Origin of the sequence: Mesorhizobium sp. M00.F.Ca.ET.216.01.1.1 (genome assembly GCF_004010325.2) — a bacterium.
Lineage (GTDB): Bacteria > Pseudomonadota > Alphaproteobacteria > Rhizobiales > Rhizobiaceae > Mesorhizobium.
Map to the genome: position 1 here is coordinate 169,905 of NZ_SADR02000004.1, position 21,317 is coordinate 191,221.

At 63.9% G+C, this 21,317-nt stretch carries 14 protein-coding genes; 8 read left to right on the plus strand and 6 right to left on the minus strand.

Features of this window, described 5'->3' with window-relative positions:
- Positions 1-3: 3 nt before the first annotated feature.
- Complete coding sequence (locus tag EN859_RS07605) at positions 4-738, minus strand: 4Fe-4S dicluster domain-containing protein (RefSeq protein WP_127852728.1); 735 nt, start codon at positions 736-738, stop codon at positions 4-6.
- On the minus strand, positions 735-3,665 hold the full coding sequence (locus EN859_RS07610; RefSeq protein ID WP_127852727.1) for a molybdopterin oxidoreductase family protein: 2,931 nt from the start codon (positions 3,663-3,665) through the stop codon (positions 735-737). The genes EN859_RS07605 and EN859_RS07610 overlap by 4 nt, the downstream gene beginning before the upstream one ends.
- Positions 3,666-3,942: 277 nt before the next feature.
- Between EN859_RS07610 and EN859_RS07615 the strand changes: the two genes are divergently transcribed.
- The gene (locus tag EN859_RS07615; RefSeq protein WP_127852726.1) at positions 3,943-4,845 is read left to right on the plus strand and encodes a LysR family transcriptional regulator; all 903 of its coding nucleotides are present in this window, start codon (positions 3,943-3,945) and stop codon (positions 4,843-4,845) included.
- 108 nt (positions 4,846-4,953) lie between these two features.
- Here EN859_RS07615 and EN859_RS07620 read toward each other — a convergent pair whose 3' ends face one another.
- The 4 genes from EN859_RS07620 to EN859_RS07635 form a co-directional block, all read right to left on the minus strand.
- Positions 4,954-6,210 carry an Hsp70 family protein gene (locus EN859_RS07620; protein ID WP_127852725.1) on the minus strand — a complete coding sequence of 419 codons (1,257 nt, stop codon included), beginning with the start codon at positions 6,208-6,210 and terminating at the stop codon, positions 4,954-4,956.
- A gap of 262 nt (positions 6,211-6,472) precedes the next feature.
- A complete protein-coding gene (locus tag EN859_RS07625; RefSeq protein WP_127852724.1) occupies positions 6,473-7,264 on the minus strand; it encodes a TIGR02186 family protein in 792 nt (263 codons plus the stop codon).
- Positions 7,264-8,187: a sulfite exporter TauE/SafE family protein gene (locus tag EN859_RS07630; RefSeq protein WP_127852723.1), complete on the minus strand. Its 924-nt coding sequence runs from the start codon at positions 8,185-8,187 to the stop codon at positions 7,264-7,266. The genes EN859_RS07625 and EN859_RS07630 overlap by 1 nt, the downstream gene beginning before the upstream one ends.
- 192 nt (positions 8,188-8,379) lie before the next feature.
- The gene (locus EN859_RS07635) at positions 8,380-12,324 is read right to left on the minus strand and encodes a peptidoglycan-binding protein (RefSeq protein ID WP_127852722.1); all 3,945 of its coding nucleotides are present in this window, start codon (positions 12,322-12,324) and stop codon (positions 8,380-8,382) included.
- 452 nt (positions 12,325-12,776) lie between these two features.
- Here EN859_RS07635 and EN859_RS07640 point away from each other — a divergent pair, with 452 nt between their 5' ends.
- The 7 genes from EN859_RS07640 (at position 12,777) to EN859_RS07670 (ending at position 21,315) form a co-directional block, all read left to right on the plus strand.
- Positions 12,777-13,238: a MerR family DNA-binding transcriptional regulator gene (locus EN859_RS07640; RefSeq protein WP_127852879.1), complete on the plus strand. Its 462-nt coding sequence runs from the start codon at positions 12,777-12,779 to the stop codon at positions 13,236-13,238.
- A 287-nt stretch (positions 13,239-13,525) separates the two neighbouring features.
- The gene (locus EN859_RS07645) at positions 13,526-15,322 is read left to right on the plus strand and encodes an acyl-CoA dehydrogenase (RefSeq protein WP_127852721.1); all 1,797 of its coding nucleotides are present in this window, start codon (positions 13,526-13,528) and stop codon (positions 15,320-15,322) included.
- A 53-nt stretch (positions 15,323-15,375) separates the two neighbouring features.
- Complete coding sequence (locus tag EN859_RS07650) at positions 15,376-16,548, plus strand: acyl-CoA dehydrogenase family protein (protein ID WP_127852720.1); 1,173 nt, start codon at positions 15,376-15,378, stop codon at positions 16,546-16,548.
- Positions 16,549-16,580: 32 nt separating this feature from the next.
- On the plus strand, positions 16,581-17,789 hold the full coding sequence (locus EN859_RS07655) for an acetyl-CoA C-acetyltransferase (RefSeq protein WP_127852719.1): 1,209 nt from the start codon (positions 16,581-16,583) through the stop codon (positions 17,787-17,789).
- Between the two features lie 15 nt (positions 17,790-17,804).
- Positions 17,805-20,024 (plus strand): 3-hydroxyacyl-CoA dehydrogenase NAD-binding domain-containing protein, encoded by a 2,220-nt coding sequence (locus EN859_RS07660; protein ID WP_127852718.1) that lies wholly within the window; start codon positions 17,805-17,807, stop codon positions 20,022-20,024.
- A 13-nt stretch (positions 20,025-20,037) separates the two neighbouring features.
- A complete protein-coding gene (locus tag EN859_RS07665; RefSeq protein ID WP_127852717.1) occupies positions 20,038-20,622 on the plus strand; it encodes a thioesterase family protein in 585 nt (194 codons plus the stop codon).
- A 42-nt stretch (positions 20,623-20,664) separates the two neighbouring features.
- On the plus strand, positions 20,665-21,315 hold the full coding sequence (locus tag EN859_RS07670) for a helix-turn-helix transcriptional regulator (RefSeq protein ID WP_127852716.1): 651 nt from the start codon (positions 20,665-20,667) through the stop codon (positions 21,313-21,315).
- The last annotated feature ends 2 nt before the right edge of the window (positions 21,316-21,317 follow it).

The following is a 21,317-nucleotide window of genomic DNA, read 5'->3' on the forward strand; positions in this document are numbered from 1 at the left end:
GGATCAGTTCGAAAGCATGCGGTCGACCCAGCCAAGAAAGCCGCCTTCGGCCCGCACCGGCTCAAGCGCCGGCGCCGGCACCGATGCGGCGCGCGTGGTGTGGGCGCGTGGTGGTAGATATTTGTTGGTCGGTTGATAGCCGAGTTCTGGCATCAGGTCGACGCCGCCGCGGCTTGCCACCAGTTGCGAGACCGCCGATGCCGGGTCGCCAAGATCGCCGAAATGCCGCGCACTGGTCGGACAGGCGGCGACGCAGGCCGGCACCCGGTCTTCCCCAACCAGATTGTCGTTATAGATGCGGTCGACGCACAGCGTGCATTTCTTCATCACGCCGACATCGGTGTCGAACTCACGCGCCCCATAAGGACAGGCCCAGCTGCATAATTTGCAGCCGATGCACTTGTCCTCGTCGACCAGCACGATGCCGTCCGAGGCCCGCTTGTAGGAGGCGCCGGTCGGGCAGACGGTGACACAGGCCGGCTGTTCGCAATGCAGGCAGGAACGCGGGAAGTTCACGGTGCGTCCGCCCATCTCCGTTATATGCTCGTAGCTGTGCACGCGGTTGAACCAGACCCCGTCGACATCGCCGCCATAGGGGTCGATGTCGGTCAGCGGCGCCATATGGCCGCCGGTGTTCCATTCCTTGCAGGCGGTGACGCAAGCCTGGCAGCCGACGCAGGTGTCGAGATCGATGACCAGGCCGAGCTTCTTGTCGGTTTGGGCTGGGATACACGTCATTCAGCGGCTTCTCTTTCGCGGCGAAATTCCGCGCCGAAGCTGAGCTTGCCGGGCGACGGCTCGAAATGCGGCGGCTGCTGAAAGCGCTCGAACTGCGGCTCGGTGAAGCCGGCTTCCTCGGGCGCGCATTTGACGATGCGGACGCGCAGGTCGAACCATGCCGCCTGGCCGGTCACCGGATCAGAATTCGAATAGCGCTTGCCATTGGCATCGGCAGAGGTCTGGTCGCCGATGATATGGTTGAGCAGGAAGCTGCGGTTGGATTCGGCGGCGTCGTCCTTCAGCCCCCAGCTGCCGCGTCGCTTGCCGATAGCGTTCCAGGTCCACACCGTATCCGGGTTGACCCCGTCGACCAGTTTGATCTGCCCCTTGACCCTTCCGTTGATGCTTTCGATCCACACCCAGTCGTCGTCGACGAGCCCGAGGCTGGTGGCGGTCTGGTGGTGCACGAACAGCCGGTTCTGGCTGGTGATCTGCCTCAGCCAGGCGTTCTGCGAGCCCCAGGAATGATACATGTGCATCGGCCGCTGCGTCAGCGCATGCAGCGGATACTTATGGAGGTCGACAGCGGCCTCTTCGAACGGCGCGTACCAGAACGGCAGCGGGTCCATATAGGTCTCGATGCGGCTGCGCTCGGCTTCCGGCGGCAGCACCCGGCCGTGGCCGCGCGCCGCGAGGCGAAAGCGCTGGATCGGCTCAGAATAGAGCTGGAAGACGATCGGCTCGGCTTTCGGAATGAAGCCCATGCTCTCGGCGAAGTCGAGATAAGAGCGGTTGGCCATCTTGTAGTAGCGCTGGTCGTCGGCGAAATCGTGGTGCCAGAAGCCGCCATTGTCGATGTAGCGCTGTAGCTGGTCGGGATTGACCTCGCCCTTGCCGATCGAGGCTCCGTCCTTGCCGCGCCAGCCGGCAAGCGGGCCGACGCCCGGCGTGCGCTCATGATTGACGATGTAGTCGGCGTAGTCGCGGTACTTGGCAGAGCCGTCGTCGTCGACGAAGCCTGGCAGGCCGAGCCGCGCCCCGAGCTCGATCAGCACCGACTGGAACGGCCGGACATCGCGGTCCGGCTCGACGACGGGATGGCGGATGGCGTCGCCCGGTCCGTCGGCATGGCTGATCGGCCGGTCGAGCAGGCTGATGCAGTCATGCCGCTCGAGATAGGTGGTGTCCGGCAGCACGAGATCGGCGAACGGCACCGTCTCGGAATAATAGGCGTCGGAATAGATGATGAAGGGGATCTTGTAGTTTCCGGCGTCATCAACGTCGGCCAGCATCGCCATCGTCTCGACTGTGTTCATCGACGAGTTCCAGGCCATGTTGGACATGTACATCATCAGCGTATCGATCTTGTAGGGATCGCCCGCCCAGGCATTGCGGATAACCGTATGCATGAGGCCGTGCGCGGCGAGCGGCGCGTCCCACGAATAGGCCTTGTCAATACGAACCGGCGTGCCGGCGTCGTCGATCAGCAGATTGTCCGGCCCGCAGACGAAGCCGAGCGGCATGCCCTCGAGCGGCGTCATTGGTCTCACATCCTTGCCAGCGGGCTTCGGCCCCGGCGGCGCCGATCGCGGATAGGGCGGCTTGAAGCGGAACCCGCCCGGAACGTCCACCGTACCCAGCAGCACCTGGAGGAGATGGATGGCGCGGCAGGTGTGAAAGCCGTTCGAATGGGCCGAGATGCCGCGCATCGCATGCATCGACACGGGCCGGCCCTTGATCGTCTCGCGCCGGCGGCCGGCCCAGTCGGTCCAGGCGATTGGTAGCTCGATCGCCTGCTCGAAGGCGATATGGGCAAGTTCGGCGGCGATCCGTCTGATGGTCCCGGCAGAAACGCCGCAGCGCCCGGCGACCGCGTCGGGGGAATAGCTCTCGTGCAGGTAGCGGTCGGTGATCAGCTGGAACACCGGCACGCAGCGGCGGCCGTCGATCGTGAAGCTGCCGGTCAGCGCCGGCCTTGCATCGAGGTCGGTGGCGGCGACGGGCGTCTTCGCCACCCTGTCCCACGCCAGCGGATTGCCGTTGCTATCGCGTGCGAACAGCCCGTCATCGGCGGCACCCGGCTGCTGGATGACGAGCGCGTGGGCGTTGGTGTAGCGCAAGAGATAGTCGAGGTCGACGCGGCCGGCCCTCAGCAATTCGTGGATGAGGGCGAACACGAACAGGCCGTCGGTGCCCGGGCGGATGCCGATCCAGTCATCGGCAATGGCATTGTAGCCGGTACGGCACGGATTAATCGAGACCACCTTGGCGCCGCGGGCCTTAAGCTTGCCGAGGCCGATCTTGATCGGATTGGAATCATGATCCTCGGCGACGCCGAACAGCATGAAGTATCTGGTGTTGTCCCAGTCGGGTTCGCCGAATTCCCAGAACGAGCCGCCGATCGTGTAGAGGCCGCCGGCTGCCATGTTGACCGAGCAGAAGCCGCCATGGGCGGCGAAATTCGGCGTGCCGAATTGGCTCGCCCACCAGCCGGTCAAGGATTGCGACTGGTCGCGTCCGGTGAAGAAAGCGAGTTTCTTCGGGTCGCTCCGGCGTATCGCCGAAAGCCGTTCCGTCGCGATGGAAAACGCTTCTTCCCACTCGATTTCGCGGAACTGTCCCGAACCGCGCGGACCGGTGCGCAGAAGCGGCTTTTTCAGCCGCGCCGGGCTGTAGTGCTGCATGATGCCGGCGCTGCCCTTGCCGCAGAGCACGCCGCGATTGACCGGGTGGTCCTTGTTGCCGTTGATGTAGCGGACCTTGCCGTCCTTGATATGAACGTCGATGCCGCAGCGGCAGGCGCACATGTAGCAGGTGGTCTTGGCGATGCTGTCGGAGACATCAGGCGAAGTGTCGACACCGTCGCCCTCGTCGGGCGCGCGCGTGTCGGCGAGCGGCCGTTGCGACGGGGCGGAATTTGCGCCGCGCACCGGTCCGTTGGTCATGATTCCGCGCTTTTGCGGTCCGCGAACCTGGCTCTGGTTTTCGGCCCGGGGCCGCGCATGTAATGCTCTTCCGGATGATAGCGGTCGCCGGCAAACCGCCGCCGCAGGCCGCGGGTCCAATGGGCAAACAAGGATTTGAACCGCCCGATCAATTTTCTGCCTCTTGCGAGTCGGCCGCAATTTTTTCCAACTTCGCCCAAACAGTTAGAATAAAGCAATCGATCCGTCTAACAAGTTGTTCTTGTAATTCCGATCGGACTTGCTTCTTAATGATCTCGTGACCCTGGACCAATTGCGGATATTCGTTGCCGTCGCCGAGCGCGGGCATATGACCAAGGCGGCCGAGCTGCTCGGCATCTCGCAGTCGGCGGCATCGGCCGCCGTCCGATCGCTTGAACAGCAGCATGGCGTCCAGTTGTTCAACCGGGTCGGCCGCAACATCGAGCTTAGCCAGACCGGACACAGGTTCCTGCCCGAGGCCAAGGCCGTTCTCGAGCGCGCGGCAGCAGCCCACAATGTGCTGGAGCACGTCTCGCAGACGGTCACCGGCAGTCTTTCAATCGCCGCCAGCCAGACCATTGCCAGCTACTGGCTGCCGCGCCGGCTGGCCTCCTTCCACGAGGCATATCCCGCCGTCAGGCTGAGCGTGACCATCGGCAACACCAGGCAGGTCGAGACCAAGGTCCTCGACGGCACGGCGGATTTCGGCCTGGTCGAGGGACGCACCGAATCCGACATCCTTCGGCGTGCCAAGATCGATGTCGATCGGCTGCTGCTGGTCGTGGCGCACACGCATCCGGAGATCGCCGAACTATCGCCTGGGCGTCCCGACATCAGAGGGCTTCGCTGGATCATCCGCGAAGCCGGGTCAGGCACGCGCGAGGCGCTGGAGGATCTTGCGCGCCGCGAGGCGATCTCGTTCGCGGACCTGCAGATATTCCTGGTGCTGCCGAGCAACGAGGCGGTTCGCCAGGCCGTCGAGGCCGGCGCCGGCGCCACCATCATTTCGGAGCTCGTCGTGGCGCGAGCGGTCGCCGAGGGCAGCCTGCGATCGGTGCCGATCGACCTTCCCAAGCGCGATTTCGCCATGATCACGCACCGCGATAGGCAGACAAGCCTGGCCCAGATGGCGCTCAAGGCGCATCTCGGCTCCAGAGCGGACGGAACGGCGCCAGCCTAGAGCATTCTGCAGCCAAGTGGCATCACTTTGGCGTCTTACAAATGCGGCTAAAACAAACAAATAGAGCGGGATGCCAAGTTCCATCGAATGCATCCCGCTCTAGGCCGATCAGCCGAATTTCCGCTGCGCGTCGAGTGCAAGGCCAAGCCCGACGGAGCCGAACATATCGCCCTCGATGACCGAGGCTTGCGGTACCAGTGCCAGGATCAGCTGCCTGGCCAGTGGGATCGCCGTCGATCCGCCGGTCAGGAACACGGCGGTGATGTCGGATTGCTTCACCTGAGCGTCGCCGATAGTCTGCCCGACCGTGGCGGTGACCCGCTCGATATCCTTGGCGATCGTGGCGTCGAGCCCCTCGCGCGTAATCTCGGCCGCGAAACGCGCCTCCGGCAGGGCAACCGCGACATCGGCCGATAACCGGTCCGTCAGCTCGATCTTGGCCTTTTCGACCAAAGCGGCCAGCGCGTGCCCGTAACGATGCTCGACGATGTGGATGAAGCGGTCGACCAGGTCGGCGCGTTTCGCCTCATAGCGGATCTGGCGCAGATGCGTCATCGCCCTGGCGGTGTAGACCAGGTTGATGCGCTGCCATGTCGCCAGGTCGATGAAGTAGCTGGCCGGCAGATTGCGCTTGCCGTCCTTGGTCGGTGTCAGGTAGCCGAGCTGCGGCATCACATGGGCGATGCTCAACAGCCGGTCGAAGTCGGTGCCGCCGATATGGACGCCTCGACTGGCCAGAATGTCGTCCTTGCGATCGAGCGACCGGGCGCGCTGCGGCGAGACCCGCACGATCGAGAAATCCGACGTGCCGCCGCCCATGTCGACGATCAGCGCCAGCTCTTCGCGCGTGACCTTCCGCTCGTAGTCGAGCGCCGCCGCAATCGGCTCGAACTGGAAGGCAATGTGCTTGAAGCCCTGTGCGCGGGCGGCGTTTTCGAGTTCGCCTTCAGCCTTGGCATCGGCATCCGCATTGTCGTCGACAAACTGCACCGGCCGGCCGAGCACCGCGCTCTCGACCGTGCTGCCGGCATCCTCCTCCAGCCTCTTCCTGAGATGGCCGATGAACAGGCCGACGATCTCCATGAAACCGATCGACCGCGCCTTGATGCGGGTCTTTTCATGGACGAGCGAACTGCCGAGCACGCTCTTCAGCGAGCGCATCAGGCGGCCTTCGATGCTGTCGGTATAGTTGGCGATGGCGCGGCGCCCGAAATAGGTGTGGTTGTCCTCGAAATTGAAGAACACGGCGCTGGGCAGCGTGACCTGGCCGTCTTCTAGCGCCACCAGCCGCGGCTGCCCGTTCCTGACCACGCCAACGGTCGAATTTGACGTGCCGAAGTCGATACCGCCGAATGCTGGTCGCATCGCAAGTTCCAATAGCTGTGTCTGGGGCAGTGTGTCAGCGCCACGGGGAGGTGCGCCGTCATCCGGGTGACCGGCCGCTCTGCCGAAACCGAATTGTTTGTATCTGCCTGCTGGCTGGGAGGTCGCGGTCTACCGCATGAAGGCCGAAAGGGGAACCACCTTTCCGGACCATGATCTCGAAAAGTGGAAACCGGTTTTCGGAAAAGATCATGGTCAAACAAGAAGACAGAGCCCATCCCCATTTCATCGGGATGGATCGGAACTAATCCTTTCGGAAGACCAGCCTTCCAAGCCAGCCTGTTAGCATGGCCAGCGATACCGCGAAGACGCCGTAGAAGAAGGAATAATCGTGCGCGACGCGGAAGATCGACTGTTCGAAGCCGGACTTGCGGATTTCGAGCTGGGCCGAGCTTTCCTTGATGAACAGTCCGCTCTTGAACAGGAAGGCGCGGGCCCTGTGGGTGCCGACCGGGACGTTGGGGGCGAGTCTGACCGTGGCGCGGAACAGGTTCTGCGACAGGAACTGCACACCGCCGACATTCTCGCTGTAGAGGCCGGTCGCCGCCTTGCGCTCGCGCAGCGCTGCGGTGAACTCCTCGATCGTCGTCGGGCTGTCGTCGGGCTCGGCCGGCTGCATGTAGAGATTGGAGGCGCCGAGCGACAGCTGCTTGTAGCTGTTCGGTTCGGTGATGTCCTGCAGCGGGCGCGTCGTTGCCACCGAATAGGACATCGGCACGTTCTCGAAGGTTTCGGACTCAAGGTTGACCCAGATGCCGAGCACCCGGTCCTTTCGGCGCACGACCACGGGACGGGCGGGGCCTTCCAGCACGACGATGACATCATAGCGTCCCTGGCGCGCCACGAGCGGGTCGGGATTTTCCAGCGAGCCGAAGATGGTCAGATCGGCACCGGAAAAGCCGGCCGTGATCGACACGGCGTCGGTCGACAGGCCGATCTGGATGTTTTCCGTCGGCGGGGTCTGCGCCATCGCCGGCGATGCGGCGGCGAGCGAGACCAGGAGACTAACAGCCGCGAACGTCCTCAGGCCCGCCATCAGTTCAGGCCCGCTGCGGTGAGCGAATAAAGATTGGGCGGTGTGACGAAGAGGTCGATGGCAAGGCGGATGGCGACCGCCAGCACCAGGATGGCCAGCAGCGCCCTGAGTTGTTCGCCGCGCAGCTTCTGGCCGGCCTTGGCGCCATATTGCGCGCCGGCGACGCCGCCCGCCATCAACAGGAAGGCAAGCATGACATCGACCGTCTGGTTGGTGGTGGCGTGGACCAGCGTGGTGTAGGCCGAGGTGAAGATGATCTGGAACAGGGACGTGCCGATGACGACGTTGGTCGGCACCTTCAAGAGGTAGATCAGCGCCGGCACCATGATGAAGCCGCCGCCGACGCCCATGATGGATGACAGGAAGCCGATGCCCGCGCCGAGGCCAAGCACCGGGATGACGCTGACGAACAGTTTCGAGGCCCTGAAGCGCATCTTCAGCGGCAGCCGATGGATCCAGTTGTGCTGGCCGGATTTCTTCAGCACCGGTGCTGCGCCGCTGCGGGTGGCACGCAGCGCATTGACGCTCTCGACCAGCATCAGCCCGCCGACGGTGCCAAGCAGCGCGACGTAGAGCAGCGAGATGAACAGGTCGAGCTGACCGAGCCGGCGCAAAAGTGCAAAGACAAAGACGCCGCCGGTCGAGCCGACGATGCCGCCCGCCAGAAGCACGCCGCCGAGCTTGAAGTCGAGCGTGCCGCGCTTCATGTGCGACAGCGCCCCGGAGAAGGAGGAGGCGATGACCTGGTTGGCGCCGGTGGCGACCGCGATCGCCGGCGGTATGTTGTAGAAGATCAGCAGCGGCGTGATGAGGAAGCCGCCGCCCACCCCGAACATGCCCGACAGGAAACCCACCGCTGCGCCCATGGCCAGCAGCACGAAGACGTTGACGGAAATTTCCGCAATCGGGAGATAGATGCCCACCCGTCAGTCTCGATCAGTTTGCCTGTCGGCGAATGCAGCCGTTGCGGGCATTTCGCGCCCAAAAAGCTAATTTGTTCTTGCGCTGGCAGCGCGGCGAAGTCAAACCTCGCCACGGCGCCAAAACAAAAAACATCTCAATCAGTTAACAGCCAAATATGTGGCAAGGGCGTCGCGGAAGCGACGCATCTCCCGTTATTTGCGCGCCAGCAGCGCCTTGACCAGTTTTTCGTCGATCTCGCCGGTCGCCTTCATCTTGTTGTCGGTCTGGAAGGCCATGATCGCGTTCTTGGTCTTCTGGCCCATCACACCGTCCGCGCCGCCGGCCTCGTAGCCATTCTTGTTGAGGATCAGCTGGATGTTCTGGACGGCCTTTTTCATGTCGATGCCGGCGGTCGTCTGCGGCGTGCCCTCCTGCCAGGATTCAGGAATGTCGGCCGAATTGGCGGCGGCATCGAGCGGCTTTGCCTTCCACAATTCGGCGGCGGCGCGCGCACGCTCCAACTGCTCGGGCCTGAGCGCATTGGCGATCTCGTCGCGCTTGGCCGCCGCGTCCTTGTCGCCGGTCTTGGCGACGAGCGCGAACCATTTGTAGGACTCCTCGAGGTTCTGCTTCATGCCGACACCCTTCGCCGCCAGGATGCCGAGATTGAACTGGCTGTCCTTGACGCCGAGGTCGGCCGCTGCCTGGAACCAGTGCGCTGCCGATTCATTGTCGGTCACGCCGTCCGCGGCCATGGCGAAAAGCACGGCGAGATTGTGCATGGCGCTGGCGTTGCCCTGCTCGGCGGCGAGCTGGTACCAGGTCTTCGCCTTCTTGACGTCGCGTGCGACACCGATGCCTTTTTCGTAGAAATTGCCGATCCGGTATTCAGCTGGTGCGAAGCCGAACTCGGCGGCCTTCTCGTACCATTTGGCCGCCGCCGCCATGTCCTCCTTGACGCCACGCGACTCGGCATAGCGCGAGCCGACCTCAAACAGCGCCCTGGCATCGCCGCCGGCAGCCGCATCGCGCAAGGCAGCCGGGCCGGCATCGGCAGGGATGTCGATCCTGGCAATTGCCGTCGCTGCTGCATCCGCTGGCGGGACCGCACCGGTGGTGTCCGCGACCGGGGTCGCAGCAGCTGGCGCGGTGGCCGTTGCGTCCGCATTGGCAGCCGTGGCTTCCACAGCGGCCGCCGGTGCCGAAGCTGTCACGCCTGGTACCGAGGCCACCGGATCTGCATTTGCGGCTGAAGTCGTGGCAGCCGGCGCCGGCTCGACCGGAGCTGCGGCGTCGACAGGTTCGCCGGCGCTCGATGGTGCGGCGGCAACGGACTGCACCGCCATGTCGTCCTTGGTTACCGGTTCTGGCGGCTCTGCCTGCCTAACGATGCGGGCCGGCACATCCTCTGCCGCTGCCTTGGTGTCCGTCTTCGGTTGGCTTGCGGCATTGACCGAGGCGGTCTCCACCGGCTGCGCGGTAACGATCGGCGCCGCATCGTTGCCGGCCGTTTCGACCGGGTCGGAGAAGAAGGCCTTGCCCAACTGCAGGCCGGCAAGCGCCAGCATGATCGCGGCAGCCGCCATCAGGATCGGCTTGCGCCGTGCCTTGAGCAGGTCGCCGATCCGCAGCGCCTTCACCGGGCCGCTCATCGTCGACTGGCGCTTCAGGGCGTCGGCCTCGGCGGCTGCGGCCTGCGCCGCCCTTCTGGCTGCGGCGATGAAATCCGATTTTGCCGCATCGGTCTCGCTGTGCCTGACCGGCGGGCCGCGCTCGTCGCGCACGCGCTTCATGATGGCGTTGAGGTCAGGTGCGCCGGAGCCCGGCTCCAGCGGCCGGTTGGCGAGCTTCGGGTCGAGCGGCTCGTCGAGATCGACGCTCGGCACGTCGACGCTCTGCGTCGAGCCGGCCAGCGGCGGGTTTTCCGTTTCCCTCTTTCCTTTGAGGGCACGCGCCAGTCCGCCGAACAGCGATTTCTTGCCGGGCTTGCCGCTCTTCTCGGCGATCGTGTCCGAGCCGAGCGCCGCCATGGCGGCTGCCGCCGCGGCTTCAGCCGGCGAGCGCGGGCCCGGCTCGTTGCGCATGATGGCGGCGGCTCGGGCGTCGAGGTCGGCCATATCGCCGGTCAGCGGCAGCGGCTGGTCGATGTCCATCGACGGCGCGTCCTGCACCGCGATCTTGGAAGCTCGAGCCGCCCGCTTGCTCACCGGCTGCGGGTCGATGAGTTCGCTGACGGCCTCGACCGGGTCGCTGCTTTCCAGCGAACCAAGCCGGTCGACGATCTTCAAAAGCGTGTCGTGGATGGCCTCGAACGTCCTCGAATTGCGCTCGTCGGAACGGCGCGTCAGCGCTTCGAGCGTCTTCAGGTCCTGGGCGAGGCCGGCAACGGCCGTCGTGTTGGCACTGGAGTCGGCCAGCGAACGGACGGCGCTCTCGGCCGCCTCGCGCGCTGCGCTGAGGATGGAGTCGCGTGTTCCGGCCAGCGACTTCTCGATTTCGTTGAGACGCGGGCTGATGTCTTCGAATTCCGGCAGCGGTGTGCCGGGCTTGGAAAGGTGCGCCGAAAGGCCGGCGACCTGCGCTTCGAGGCTGCGGATTAGCGCCGGATCGATGCCGGCAACCTGAGCGGCGGACGATTCCAGCCGGCCCGAGATGTCTTCGAGCCGGCTTTCGAGGCCACGGATCGCCGCCTCGTTGGCTGGATCGGGAATGCGTGTCTCCATGCGCTTGGCGAGCGCGGTGAAGCGGGAGTCGATGGCGTCCATGATGCTGGTGCTATCGACTTGCGGCATGCGCTGGTCCAGCCGGTCGGCGACCTCGTCCAGCCGCCGCTCGATATCGCGAAACAGCAAGTTGCCCTGTTCGATCGCATCGCCCTGACGGCGTTCCATCATGCCCGACAGCGCGTCGAAACGCTGTTCCAGGCCCTGGAAGATATAGTCGGCATCGGGCATGGCTGGCGCGCGGTCTATCTTGTCGGCAATCAGCGCGATTTGCTTGCCGAGGCGCTCCATCGCCTGCTCCGGCAGATTGGCCCGGCCGGCAAGTTCGTCGACCCGGCTCGACAGCATGTTGAGGCGGTCTATGACTTCGCTGCTCGGATGCACCTGCGTGACTTCCTCGATCTGCTGCGCAAGCGAGGCGATCCGCTTCTCGATGCGTTCGAACGGTTCGGGGTCGAACGAATTGGCCTGCACGGCGACGGTCGAGGCGACGATGGCGCGGGAGATCTCGTCAAGCCGCTCGTCGATCATGCCGAACGTGTCGCTGCCGCGATTGGCCTGCTGGCTGGCGAAAAGATCGACGGCGCCGGCAAGCGTGCGAACCTTTTCCTCGAGCGAACGCAGTGACAGCGATTCCGGCAAATTGTTGACGGCGTTGTTGATCTGCTCGAGCCGGTCGGTCAGCGCCGAAAGCCCGGGTGCGTCCGACCGCTTGCGCTGATCGGCGTCGACGCGATCCTCGAAGGCGCTCCAGCGGCGGTCGAAATCGTCCCAGCGGCGGTCGACCGCCTGCACGCTCTCCTCGCGCGCCAGCGTGTCGAGCGCAACCTTGACCTGCTGCAGCTCGAGCCGCAGCATGTTGACGCCTCTGTCGTCGCTCTTTTCGGCCAGTGCCTGGATGGCGCCGGAAAGCCGCTCGAACTCGAGGCCGAGTTCGGCGCTGCCCTTGCCTGCCTGGCCGCCGGATTGGCCACTTGCCTGGAAAGCCCGCTCGATGTCCTTACGCAGCGCGTCGAATTCCCGCTTCAGGCCGGCGGTCATCTGGTGGCGCAGTTCCTCGCGCAGGCCGCGCAGCTCGCCGGCGATCTTGCCGACCACAGCGACGCTGTCCTCCTGCCCGCGTACGCGGTCGATGTCGCGGGCGATCGCCTGATAGTTCTGGTCGAAGGCAGGCTGAGCCGGCGCTGGGCTCGCCGGCCGCTGTGGAGGGTGCGGATCCTCATGCCAGCGTTGCTGGCCATAGGGTTGGCTGCTCGCATAGCGTGGTTCCGCGGCCGGCCGACGCGGATCGAGACGCTCCGCCGTGTCCTCGCGCGTCCGCTCCAGCCGTTGCTCCAGCGTCTCTAGCGAACGATTGAGCTGCTCAAGCGTGGTGTGCGGCCTTCGCTGCCTGCCGGCATTGAGTGTATCGAGATAGGACCGCTTGCTGTTCATCGATGCGCCCGTGTTCAGAATTGCTGGCTGGTGACCAGTTTCCAAGTCCTGTCGGGAACGAAGGCGACCGCGCGGTTTTACTGCGGTGGAAGCGAACTCCCCGGGTTTTCCCCGCGCTTCGAAAAACCGTGAAAAATTCGATACAGAATAAACACGGCTGACCGACATGCGCACATTTCGCCCAACGTGGTAAACAACGCGTTAAGCAAGCTTAAGAAGTTGCGACGTGCCGGCGGGTCGCTCTGGCGGGTGCGGCATAACGTTCTGCCCTTAAAACGCCCTTGCGTCATGAGGCGGCTGTCGGTATAAATTGACGTAAACGTAAAAGGTGCGCAGATCGCGCCTTCTGCGATTTTTTTGTTGAAACCAGGACTGGAAGCACGTCCCCGCTTTCACTCAGGCGACGCAAGGTCTGGGACCGCGACGCCACCATACGGGAAAAGCCAGTGACCATGAAACTTGTTTCGCCGGGTGAAGCCGCGGCCAATACCAATGATATGTCGAACCAAGCCGGCGAGGAGCTTGTCCGCATCGGCGAGATGGCCAAGAAATACGGAGTGACGCTGCGCACGCTGCGTTTCTACGAGGACAAGGGTCTTCTCAACCCGAAGCGCGACGGTTCGACCCGTCTCTACACGCGTCGCGACAAGGCCCGGCTAAAGCTGATCCTGCTCGGTCGCAAGGTCGGTTTCTCGTTGCGTGACGTCAAGCAGATGATGGATCTCTACGACCCGACCGGCTCCAACACCAAGCAGCTGCGGCTGGCGCTCGACAAGTCGGAGAAGCAGCTTGCGCGCCTGCAGAAGCAGCGGGCGCTGATCGAAGACGCCATCAACGAGCTGACCACCTCGATGGCGGCCGTGCGGCAGATGCTGATCGCGCGTACGGCACCGCAGGCCAGCGCCGCCGGCTAATCCGGTTACGCCGACTTTCGACGAGCGGCCTTCTGCCCAATGAGAGCCGCGTGGCCAGCGCCGCGCGGCTCTTTCTGTTGTCTTTCGGCTACCCCGAATGAGGACGTTTCAAGCCGTCCCGCGCTGGCTTCAATGTCGTTGCGCCGCTCCGCTTCGGGATGGAGCGCCGGAGAAAAATTTGTCGCACCGGAGAAATTGACGTTTACGCAAACGTCAATTTTTGCTATCCCGACTTAGACATTGGTCCGCTCGATATCGGGGCCAAGGCCGCATGGTGGAGGAAACGCATGCCGATCTACAGGGCGCCCGTCCAGGACACGCTGTTCGTGCTCAACGACGTGTTGGGCTACCAGCGCTATTCCAACCTTCCCGGATTTTCCGACGCGACGCCGGACGTGGTCGAGGCGATCCTCGCCGAGGGCGCCAAGCTCGCCGAAAACGTCATGCAGCCGCTGAACCGCGTCGGCGACATGGAAGGCTGCGTGCGCCATGACGACGGCTCGGTAACGACGCCGAAAGGCTTCAAGGACGCTTATGACCAGTATCGCAGCGGCGGCTGGATGGGGCTGGCCGCACCCGTCGAGTTTGGCGGCCAGGGCCTGCCCTATGCCGTGCACACGGCGGTTTCCGAGTATATGATTTCGGCCAACATGTCGCTGATGATGTATCCGGGCCTGACACAGGGCGCGATCGCGGCGATCATCACCCACGGCACCGACGAGCAGAAGACGACATGGCTGCCGAAGATGGTCGACGGCGCCTGGACTGGCACCATGAACCTGACCGAGCCGCATTGCGGCACGGATCTCGGCCTGCTGCGCACCAAGGCCGTTCCAAACGGCGACGGCACCTACAGGATCTCAGGCCAGAAGATCTTCATCTCCGCCGGCGAGCACGACATGTCGGACAACATCGTCCATCTGGTGCTGGCCCGCATCGAGGGTGCGCCGGAGGGGGTGAAAGGCATTTCGCTGTTCATCGTGCCGAAGCTCAAGCTCGGTGCATCAGGCAATCCGGGCGAGCGGAACACCGTCTCCTGCGGTTCGATCGAGGAGAAGATGGGCATCCACGGCAATTCGACCTGCGTCATGAATTATGACGAGGCGGAAGGCACGTTGCTCGGCGAGGCGAATGGCGGGCTGAAGGCCATGTTCACGATGATGAACGAGGCGCGGCTCGGCGTCGGCCTGCAAGGGCTTTCGCTGTCCGAGGTTGCCTACCAGAACGCCGTTTCCTACGCCAAGGACCGCCTGCAGGGCCGCTCGCTGTCCGGCGCGAAGGCGCCGGACAAGAAGGCCGACCCAATCATCGTCCACCCCGACATCCGCCGCAGCCTGATGACCATGAAGGCCTTCAACGAGGCCGGTCGTGCGCTGGCGCTGTGGACAGCGATCAAGTCGGACATCGCCCACCGCTCCGACGACGACAAGGATCGCCAGATTGCCGACGATTACACCGGCCTGATGACGCCGGTGGTCAAGGGTGTGCTCACCGACAAGGGTTTCGATCACGCGGTGATGGCGCAGCAGGTGTTCGGCGGTCACGGCTACATCGAAGAGCACGGTATGAGCCAGTTCGTGCGCGATGCTCGCATCGCCATGATTTATGAAGGTGCCAACGGCATCCAGGCGCTCGACCTCGTCGGTCGCAAGCTGGCCCTGAATGGCGGTCGCGCCGTGCAGGCCTTCTTCAAGGAGGTCGGCGAGTTCTGCGAGGAGAACCGCGCCGACGACAAGATGGCACCCTTCACCAGGGCGCTGAAGAAGGGTCACAACGATTTGCAGGCGGCGACGATGTGGCTGGTGCAGAACGGCATGGCCAAGCCCGACAATGCAGGTGCGGCCTCGACCGACTACATGCATCTCTTCGGCCTGGTGGCGCTGGGCTACATGTGGGCGCAGATGGCCAAGGCGGCCGGGGCGAAACTGGCGAGCGGCGCCGATGGTGCTGCGCCCTTCTACGACAACAAGCTGGTGACGGCGCGCTTCTTCATGGAGCGGATCATGCCGGAGACGTCGGCGCACCTCGTCCGCATTTCCAGCGGCGCCGATACATTGATGGCACTGCCGGCGGAAGCGTTCTAAGTTCGACGGGTCGGTGCAGCCGGCCTTTAGCTTGCCGATGCGCGGAGGAAATCGTGGCGACAAATCCCGCCGAAGTGCTTTCTTTGCCGAAACCCGCCTGGGCGGCGGAAGAAGTCGGCATGCTCTACGACATGGCGCACCGCTTCATGTCGGAAGAGATCGCGCCGCGGTACGACGAGTTCGAGAAGAACGAGATGGTTGACCGCGAAAGCTGGCTGAAGGCTGGTGCCGCCGGTCTGCTCTGCGCCTCGATGCCGGAGGAATATGGCGGTTCCGGCGGCACCTTCGCACATGAGAGCGCCATCATCGAGGCGATCGGCCATGTCGGCGTCGATGGTTTCGGCATCGGCCTGCACAATTCGATCGTCGCCCCTTACATCCTGCATTATGGGTCGGAAGAGCAGAAGAAGAAATGGCTGCCGAAGCTGGCGACCGGCGAGTTGATCGGCGCCATTGCCATGACTGAACCGGGTGCCGGCTCCGACCTGCAAGGCATCAGGACGCGCGCCGAGAAGGACGGCAATCAGTACAGGCTCAACGGCTCCAAGACCTTCATCACCAATGGCCAGCTCGCCAATTTCGTCATCGTCGTCACCAAGACCGACCCGGCCAAGGGCGCCAAGGGCACTTCGCTGATCGTCGTCGAGACCGACGAGGTGGAGGGCTTCGAGCGCGGCCGCAACCTCGACAAGATAGGCTTGAAGGCCAACGACACGTCGGAACTGTTCTTCAACGACGTGCGCGTGCCGACGTCCAACCTGCTCGGCCACGAGGAGGGGCAGGGCTTCGTCCAGCTGATGCAGCAATTGCCGCAGGAGCGACTGCAGATCGGCACCGGCGCCATCGCCATGATCGAGCGGGCGCTGGCGCTGACCATCGACTACGTCAAGGAGCGCAAGGCCTTCGGCAAGGCGATCATCGAGTTCCAGAACACCCAGTTCAAGCTCGCCGAACTGAAAACCGAGGCGACCATCGGCCGTGTCTTCTACAATGACTGCGTCACCCGCCACATCAATGGCGGCCTCGACCCGGTGACGGCCTCGATGGCAAAATACTGGCTGTCCGACCTGCAGGGCAAAGTGGTCGACGAATGCCTTCAATTGCATGGCGGCTATGGCTACATGAATGAATATCCGATCGCCCGCATGTTCCGCGACGCCCGCGTCCAGCGCATCTACGGCGGCACCAACGAGATCATGAAATTGCTGATCGGGCGCTCTCTCTGAGCGACTTTTCAGCAAACCCAAGGAGCAGGAAAATGGCCGAAGCTTACGTCTACGACGCCGTGCGCACGCCGCGTGGCAGGGGCAAGAAGGATGGCTCGTTGCACGAGGTGCCGGCGGTGCGGCTCGGCGCCAAGGTGCTGGAGGCGCTGCGTGACCGCAACGAGCTGGACACCGGCACCGTCGACGACATCATCTTCGGCTGTGTCGATCCGGTCGGCGAGGCGGGTTCGGTCATTCCGCGTGCTGCTGCCTTCGAGGCGGGCTACGCGACCTCAGCGCCCGGCATGCAGATCTCGCGCTTTTGCGCCTCGGGCCTGGATGCCATCAATTTCGGCGCCGCCAAGATCGTGCAAGGGGCCGACGAGATCGTCATTGCCGGTGGCGTCGAATCGATGTCGCGCGTCGGCATGGGCGCGTCCGGCGGCGCCTGGTTCATGGACCCCTCGGTCGGCCTGCCGGGCTGGTTCGTGCCGCAGGGCATCTCGGCCGACCTGATCGCCACGAAATACGGCTTCTCGCGCGATGACGTCGACGCCTATGCGGTCGAGAGCCAGAAGCGCGCCGCCAAGGCCTGGGGCGAGGGCCGCTTCAAGAATTCGGTGATCTCGATCAAGGACCAGAACGGCCTGACCATCCTCGATCATGACGAGCACATGCGGCCTTCAACTGACATGCAGTCGCTGGCTTCACTCAATCCGTCCTTCGTCATGCCCGGCGAAATGGGCGGTTTCGATGCCGTCGCGGTGCAAAAGCATCCCGAAGTGGAAGAGGTCAACCATGTGCACCATGCCGGCAATTCTTCGGGCATCGTCGACGGTGCCGCAGCGGTGCTGCTCGGCTCGAAGAAGGCGGGCAAGACGCTTGGCCTGAAGCCTCGCGCCCGCATTCGCGCCTTCGCCAATATCGGCTCCGAACCGGTACTGATGCTGACCGGTCCGGTCGACGTCACCGAAAAGCTGCTGAAGCGCGCCAAGATGAAGCTGTCGGATATCGACCTGTTCGAGCTCAACGAGGCCTTCGCGGCGGTGGTGCTGCGCTACATGCAGGCCTTCGACATTCCGCACGACAAGATCAACGTCAACGGCGGCGCCATCGCCATGGGTCATCCGCTCGGCGCCACCGGCGCGATGATCCTGGGCACGGTGCTGGACGAACTGGAGCGCCGCGACCTGAACACCGCGCTGGTGACGCTTTGCATCGGCGCCGGCATGGGCACCGCAACGATCATCGAACGCGTCTGACGGGGAGAGAAACCGATGAGCTACACTAATTTCACCCTCGACATCGACGCCGACGGCATCGCGCTGGTCACTTGGGACATGCCCGGCCGTTCGATGAACGTCTTCACCGAAGAGGTGATGCTGGAACTGAACGCTATCGTCGACAAAGTGGCGGGCGACGCAGCGATCAAGGGCGCGGTGATCACCTCCGGCAAGGACACCTTCTCCGGCGGCGCCGACATCACCATGCTGCAGAAGATGCTGGCGACCTTCGCCGCCGACAAATGCAGCGATCCGGAAAAGGCGACCAGGGCGCTGTTCGACAATGCCGGCTATATGACCGGTCTGTTCCGCAAGCTGGAAACCTCGGGCAAGCCGTGGGTGTCGGCTATCAACGGCACCTGCATGGGCGGCGCGTTCGAACTTTCGCTCGCATGCCATGGCCGTGTCGCGGCCGATTCCGACAAGGTCAGGATGGCGCTTCCCGAAGTGAAGATCGGCATCTTCCCGGGCGCCGGCGGCACCCAGCGCGTGCCGCGGCTGACCGACCAGCAGCAGGCGCTGCAGATGCTGACCTCCGGCCAGACGCTGTCGCCGCAGAAGGCCAAGTCGATGGGCCTGATCCACGAGATCGCCGAGCCGAACAAACTGGTCGAGACCGCCAAGGCGATGATCAGGAACGGCTTGAAGCCGGTGGCGCCGTGGGACGAGAAGGGTTTCAAGCTGCCCGGCGGCCCCATCTATTCGGCGGCCGGCGCCAATCTGTGGCCGCCGGCCATCGCCATCCTGCGCCGCGAGACCTATGGCAATTATCCTGCCGCCGCCGCGATCCTGAAATGCGTCTATGAAGGCCTGCTGGTGCCGTTCGACACCGCCTTGCGCATCGAGCAGCGCTATTTCACCGAGATCATGCAGACCAGGGAAGCGGCGGCGATGATCCGCTCGCTGTTCGTGTCGCTGCAGGAACTGAACAAGGGCGCGCGCCGCCCCGCGGACGTGCCGGAAACCAAGTTCAAGAAGATCGGCGTGCTTGGCGCCGGCTTCATGGGCGCCGGCATCGCCTATGTCACCGCCAAGGCCGGTATACCGGTGGTGCTGCTCGACCGCGACATGGAGTCCGCCGCCAAGGGCAAGGCGCATTCGGACAGCCTGATCTCGGATCAGGTGAAGAAGGGCCGCGCCAAGCCCGAGGAGAAGGACAAGCTCTTGTCGCTGATCACGCCGACGGCCGACTATGCCGATCTCGCCGGTTGCGACCTGGTGGTGGAGGCGGTCTTCGAGGACTCGGCGGTCAAGAAGGGCGCCACCGAACAGGCGGAAGCCGTGCTGAAGCCATCGGCGATCTTTGCCTCGAACACGTCGACCATTCCGATCACCGCGTTGGCGAAGAATTCGGCGCGGCCGAAGAACTTCATCGGCATCCACTTCTTCTCGCCGGTCGACAAGATGATGCTGGTCGAGATCATCCTCGGCAAGAAGACCGGCGACAAGGCGCTCGCCGCCGCGATCGACTTCGTGCGGGCGATCAAGAAGACGCCGATCGTCGTCAACGACACGCGCGGCTTCTACGTCAATCGCTGCGTGCTGCGCTACATGTCGGAAGCCTACAAGATGCTGATCGAGGGCGTTCCGGCGCCGATGATCGAGAACGCGGCGAAGGCCGCAGGCATGCCCGTCGGACCCTTGGCGCTCACCGACGAAACGGCGATCGACCTTGCGCAGAAGATCATGAAGCAAACCATGCGCGATCTCGGCGAGAAGGCGGTCGACCAGAGGCAGATGGCGCTGATCAACACACTGGCCGACACTCACGGCCGCTTCGGTCGCAAGAATGGCAAGGGCTTCTACGACTATCTGGCGAAGCCGGCCAAAAAGAAGCTGTGGCCGGGCCTGAAGGACCTCTATCCGCAGCTTGCACCGGAGAAGGTCGACTATGAGGAGCTGAAGCAGCGTCTCCTGGTCACCATCGCGCTGGAAGCGGCACGGGTGATGGAGGAGGGCATCGTCACCGATCCGCGCGAGGCCGATGTCGGTTCGATCCTTGCCTTCGGCTTCGCGCCCTTTACCGGCGGTGCGCTGTCCTATATCGACGGCATCGGTGCCAAGAAATTCGTCAAGATCGCCAAGGCCCTGCAGAAGAAATACGGCGCCGAGTTCAAGGCGCCCAAGCTGCTGCTCGACATGGCCGAGAAGGGCGAGACCTTCTACAAGCGCTTTGATCCCTATGCGAAGAGCGAGGTGAAGAAAGCGGCCTGACGCCTGGCGGGCCATGTACGTCTGGGCCCGACTCGCGCGCACGATCACCACGGCGCCTCGCCGTGGCCCTTATGTGATGGGTGGCGAAAGCCGGCTGGCCTTTCGCTGCCTGCCGACCGACATCGATGCTAACGTCCATCTCAACAATGCACGCTACATGACGCTGGCCGATCTCGGCCGCATCGACATTTTCGTGCGCGCGGGTCTCGTCACGCTGGCCAGGAGGAACGGCTGGGCGCCGATGATGGGCGGGCTGCAGTCGGTCTATGTGCGTGAGATCAGGTTGTGGCGGCGCTTCGAAGTGGTGTCCTCGATCGAGACCTGGGAAGGCACCGGTGTCATCGGCAAGTATCGTTTCGTCCTCGACAACGGTGAAACCGCGGCGTTGATCATGACGACCGCGGGCTTCTACGATCGTACCGGCCGCCGTTTTCTCGATATTGACGAGGTCGTCGCGGCACTTGGCCACAAGGTCCAGCCGCGTCCGCTGATGGAGGCCGAGCGGATGTTCATGACCTCGCACCAGGGACTGCGCAGCTTGGCCAAAGCAGGCGGCGCTGCAGGACTGCCGGTGGACAAATCGGCGAGCGAAGACTAGAAGGGCAAAGGTATTTTTTCCTGTTTTGAAGGAGAGCAAGACGTGCTCTCGCATGACCGCGTATGGGCTGCCATCGACGCTCTTGCCGAGCGCTATTCGCTGTCGGCCTCGGGCCTGGCCAGGCGCGCGGGCCTTGATTCCACCGCCTTCAACAAATCGAAGCGGCTGTCATCGGATGGGCGGCCGCGCTGGCCGTCGACCGAATCGCTGGCCAAGATCATCGAGGCGACCGGCGCCTCGCTCGACGAATTTGCGGGACTGGTCGAAGGCCGTAGCAAAGCCGCTCCCGGATACTTGCCCATGCGGGGGTCTTCGGTGCCGCTGCTCGGCTTTGCCCAGGCCGGCGCCGGCGGCTTCTTCGATGATGCCGGTTATCCGGCGGGTCAAGGCTGGGACCTGGTCGAGCTTCCGGCGCGGGCGAACGAGACCTCTTATGCGCTGAAGGTCCAGGGCGATTCCATGCTGCCGCTATACCGCAACGGCGATGTGCTGATCGTCGAGCCGGGCGCGGCCACCCGCAAGGGCGACCGCGTCGTCGTCAAGACCACTGCCGGCGAGGTAATGGCCAAGGTGCTGGATCGCCAGACGACGAAGTCGATCGCGCTGGTTTCGCTCAATCCCGACCATCCGGACCGCGATATCCCGATGCGTGATATCGAATGGGTGGCGCGGATTGTCTGGGCAAGCCAGTAGGT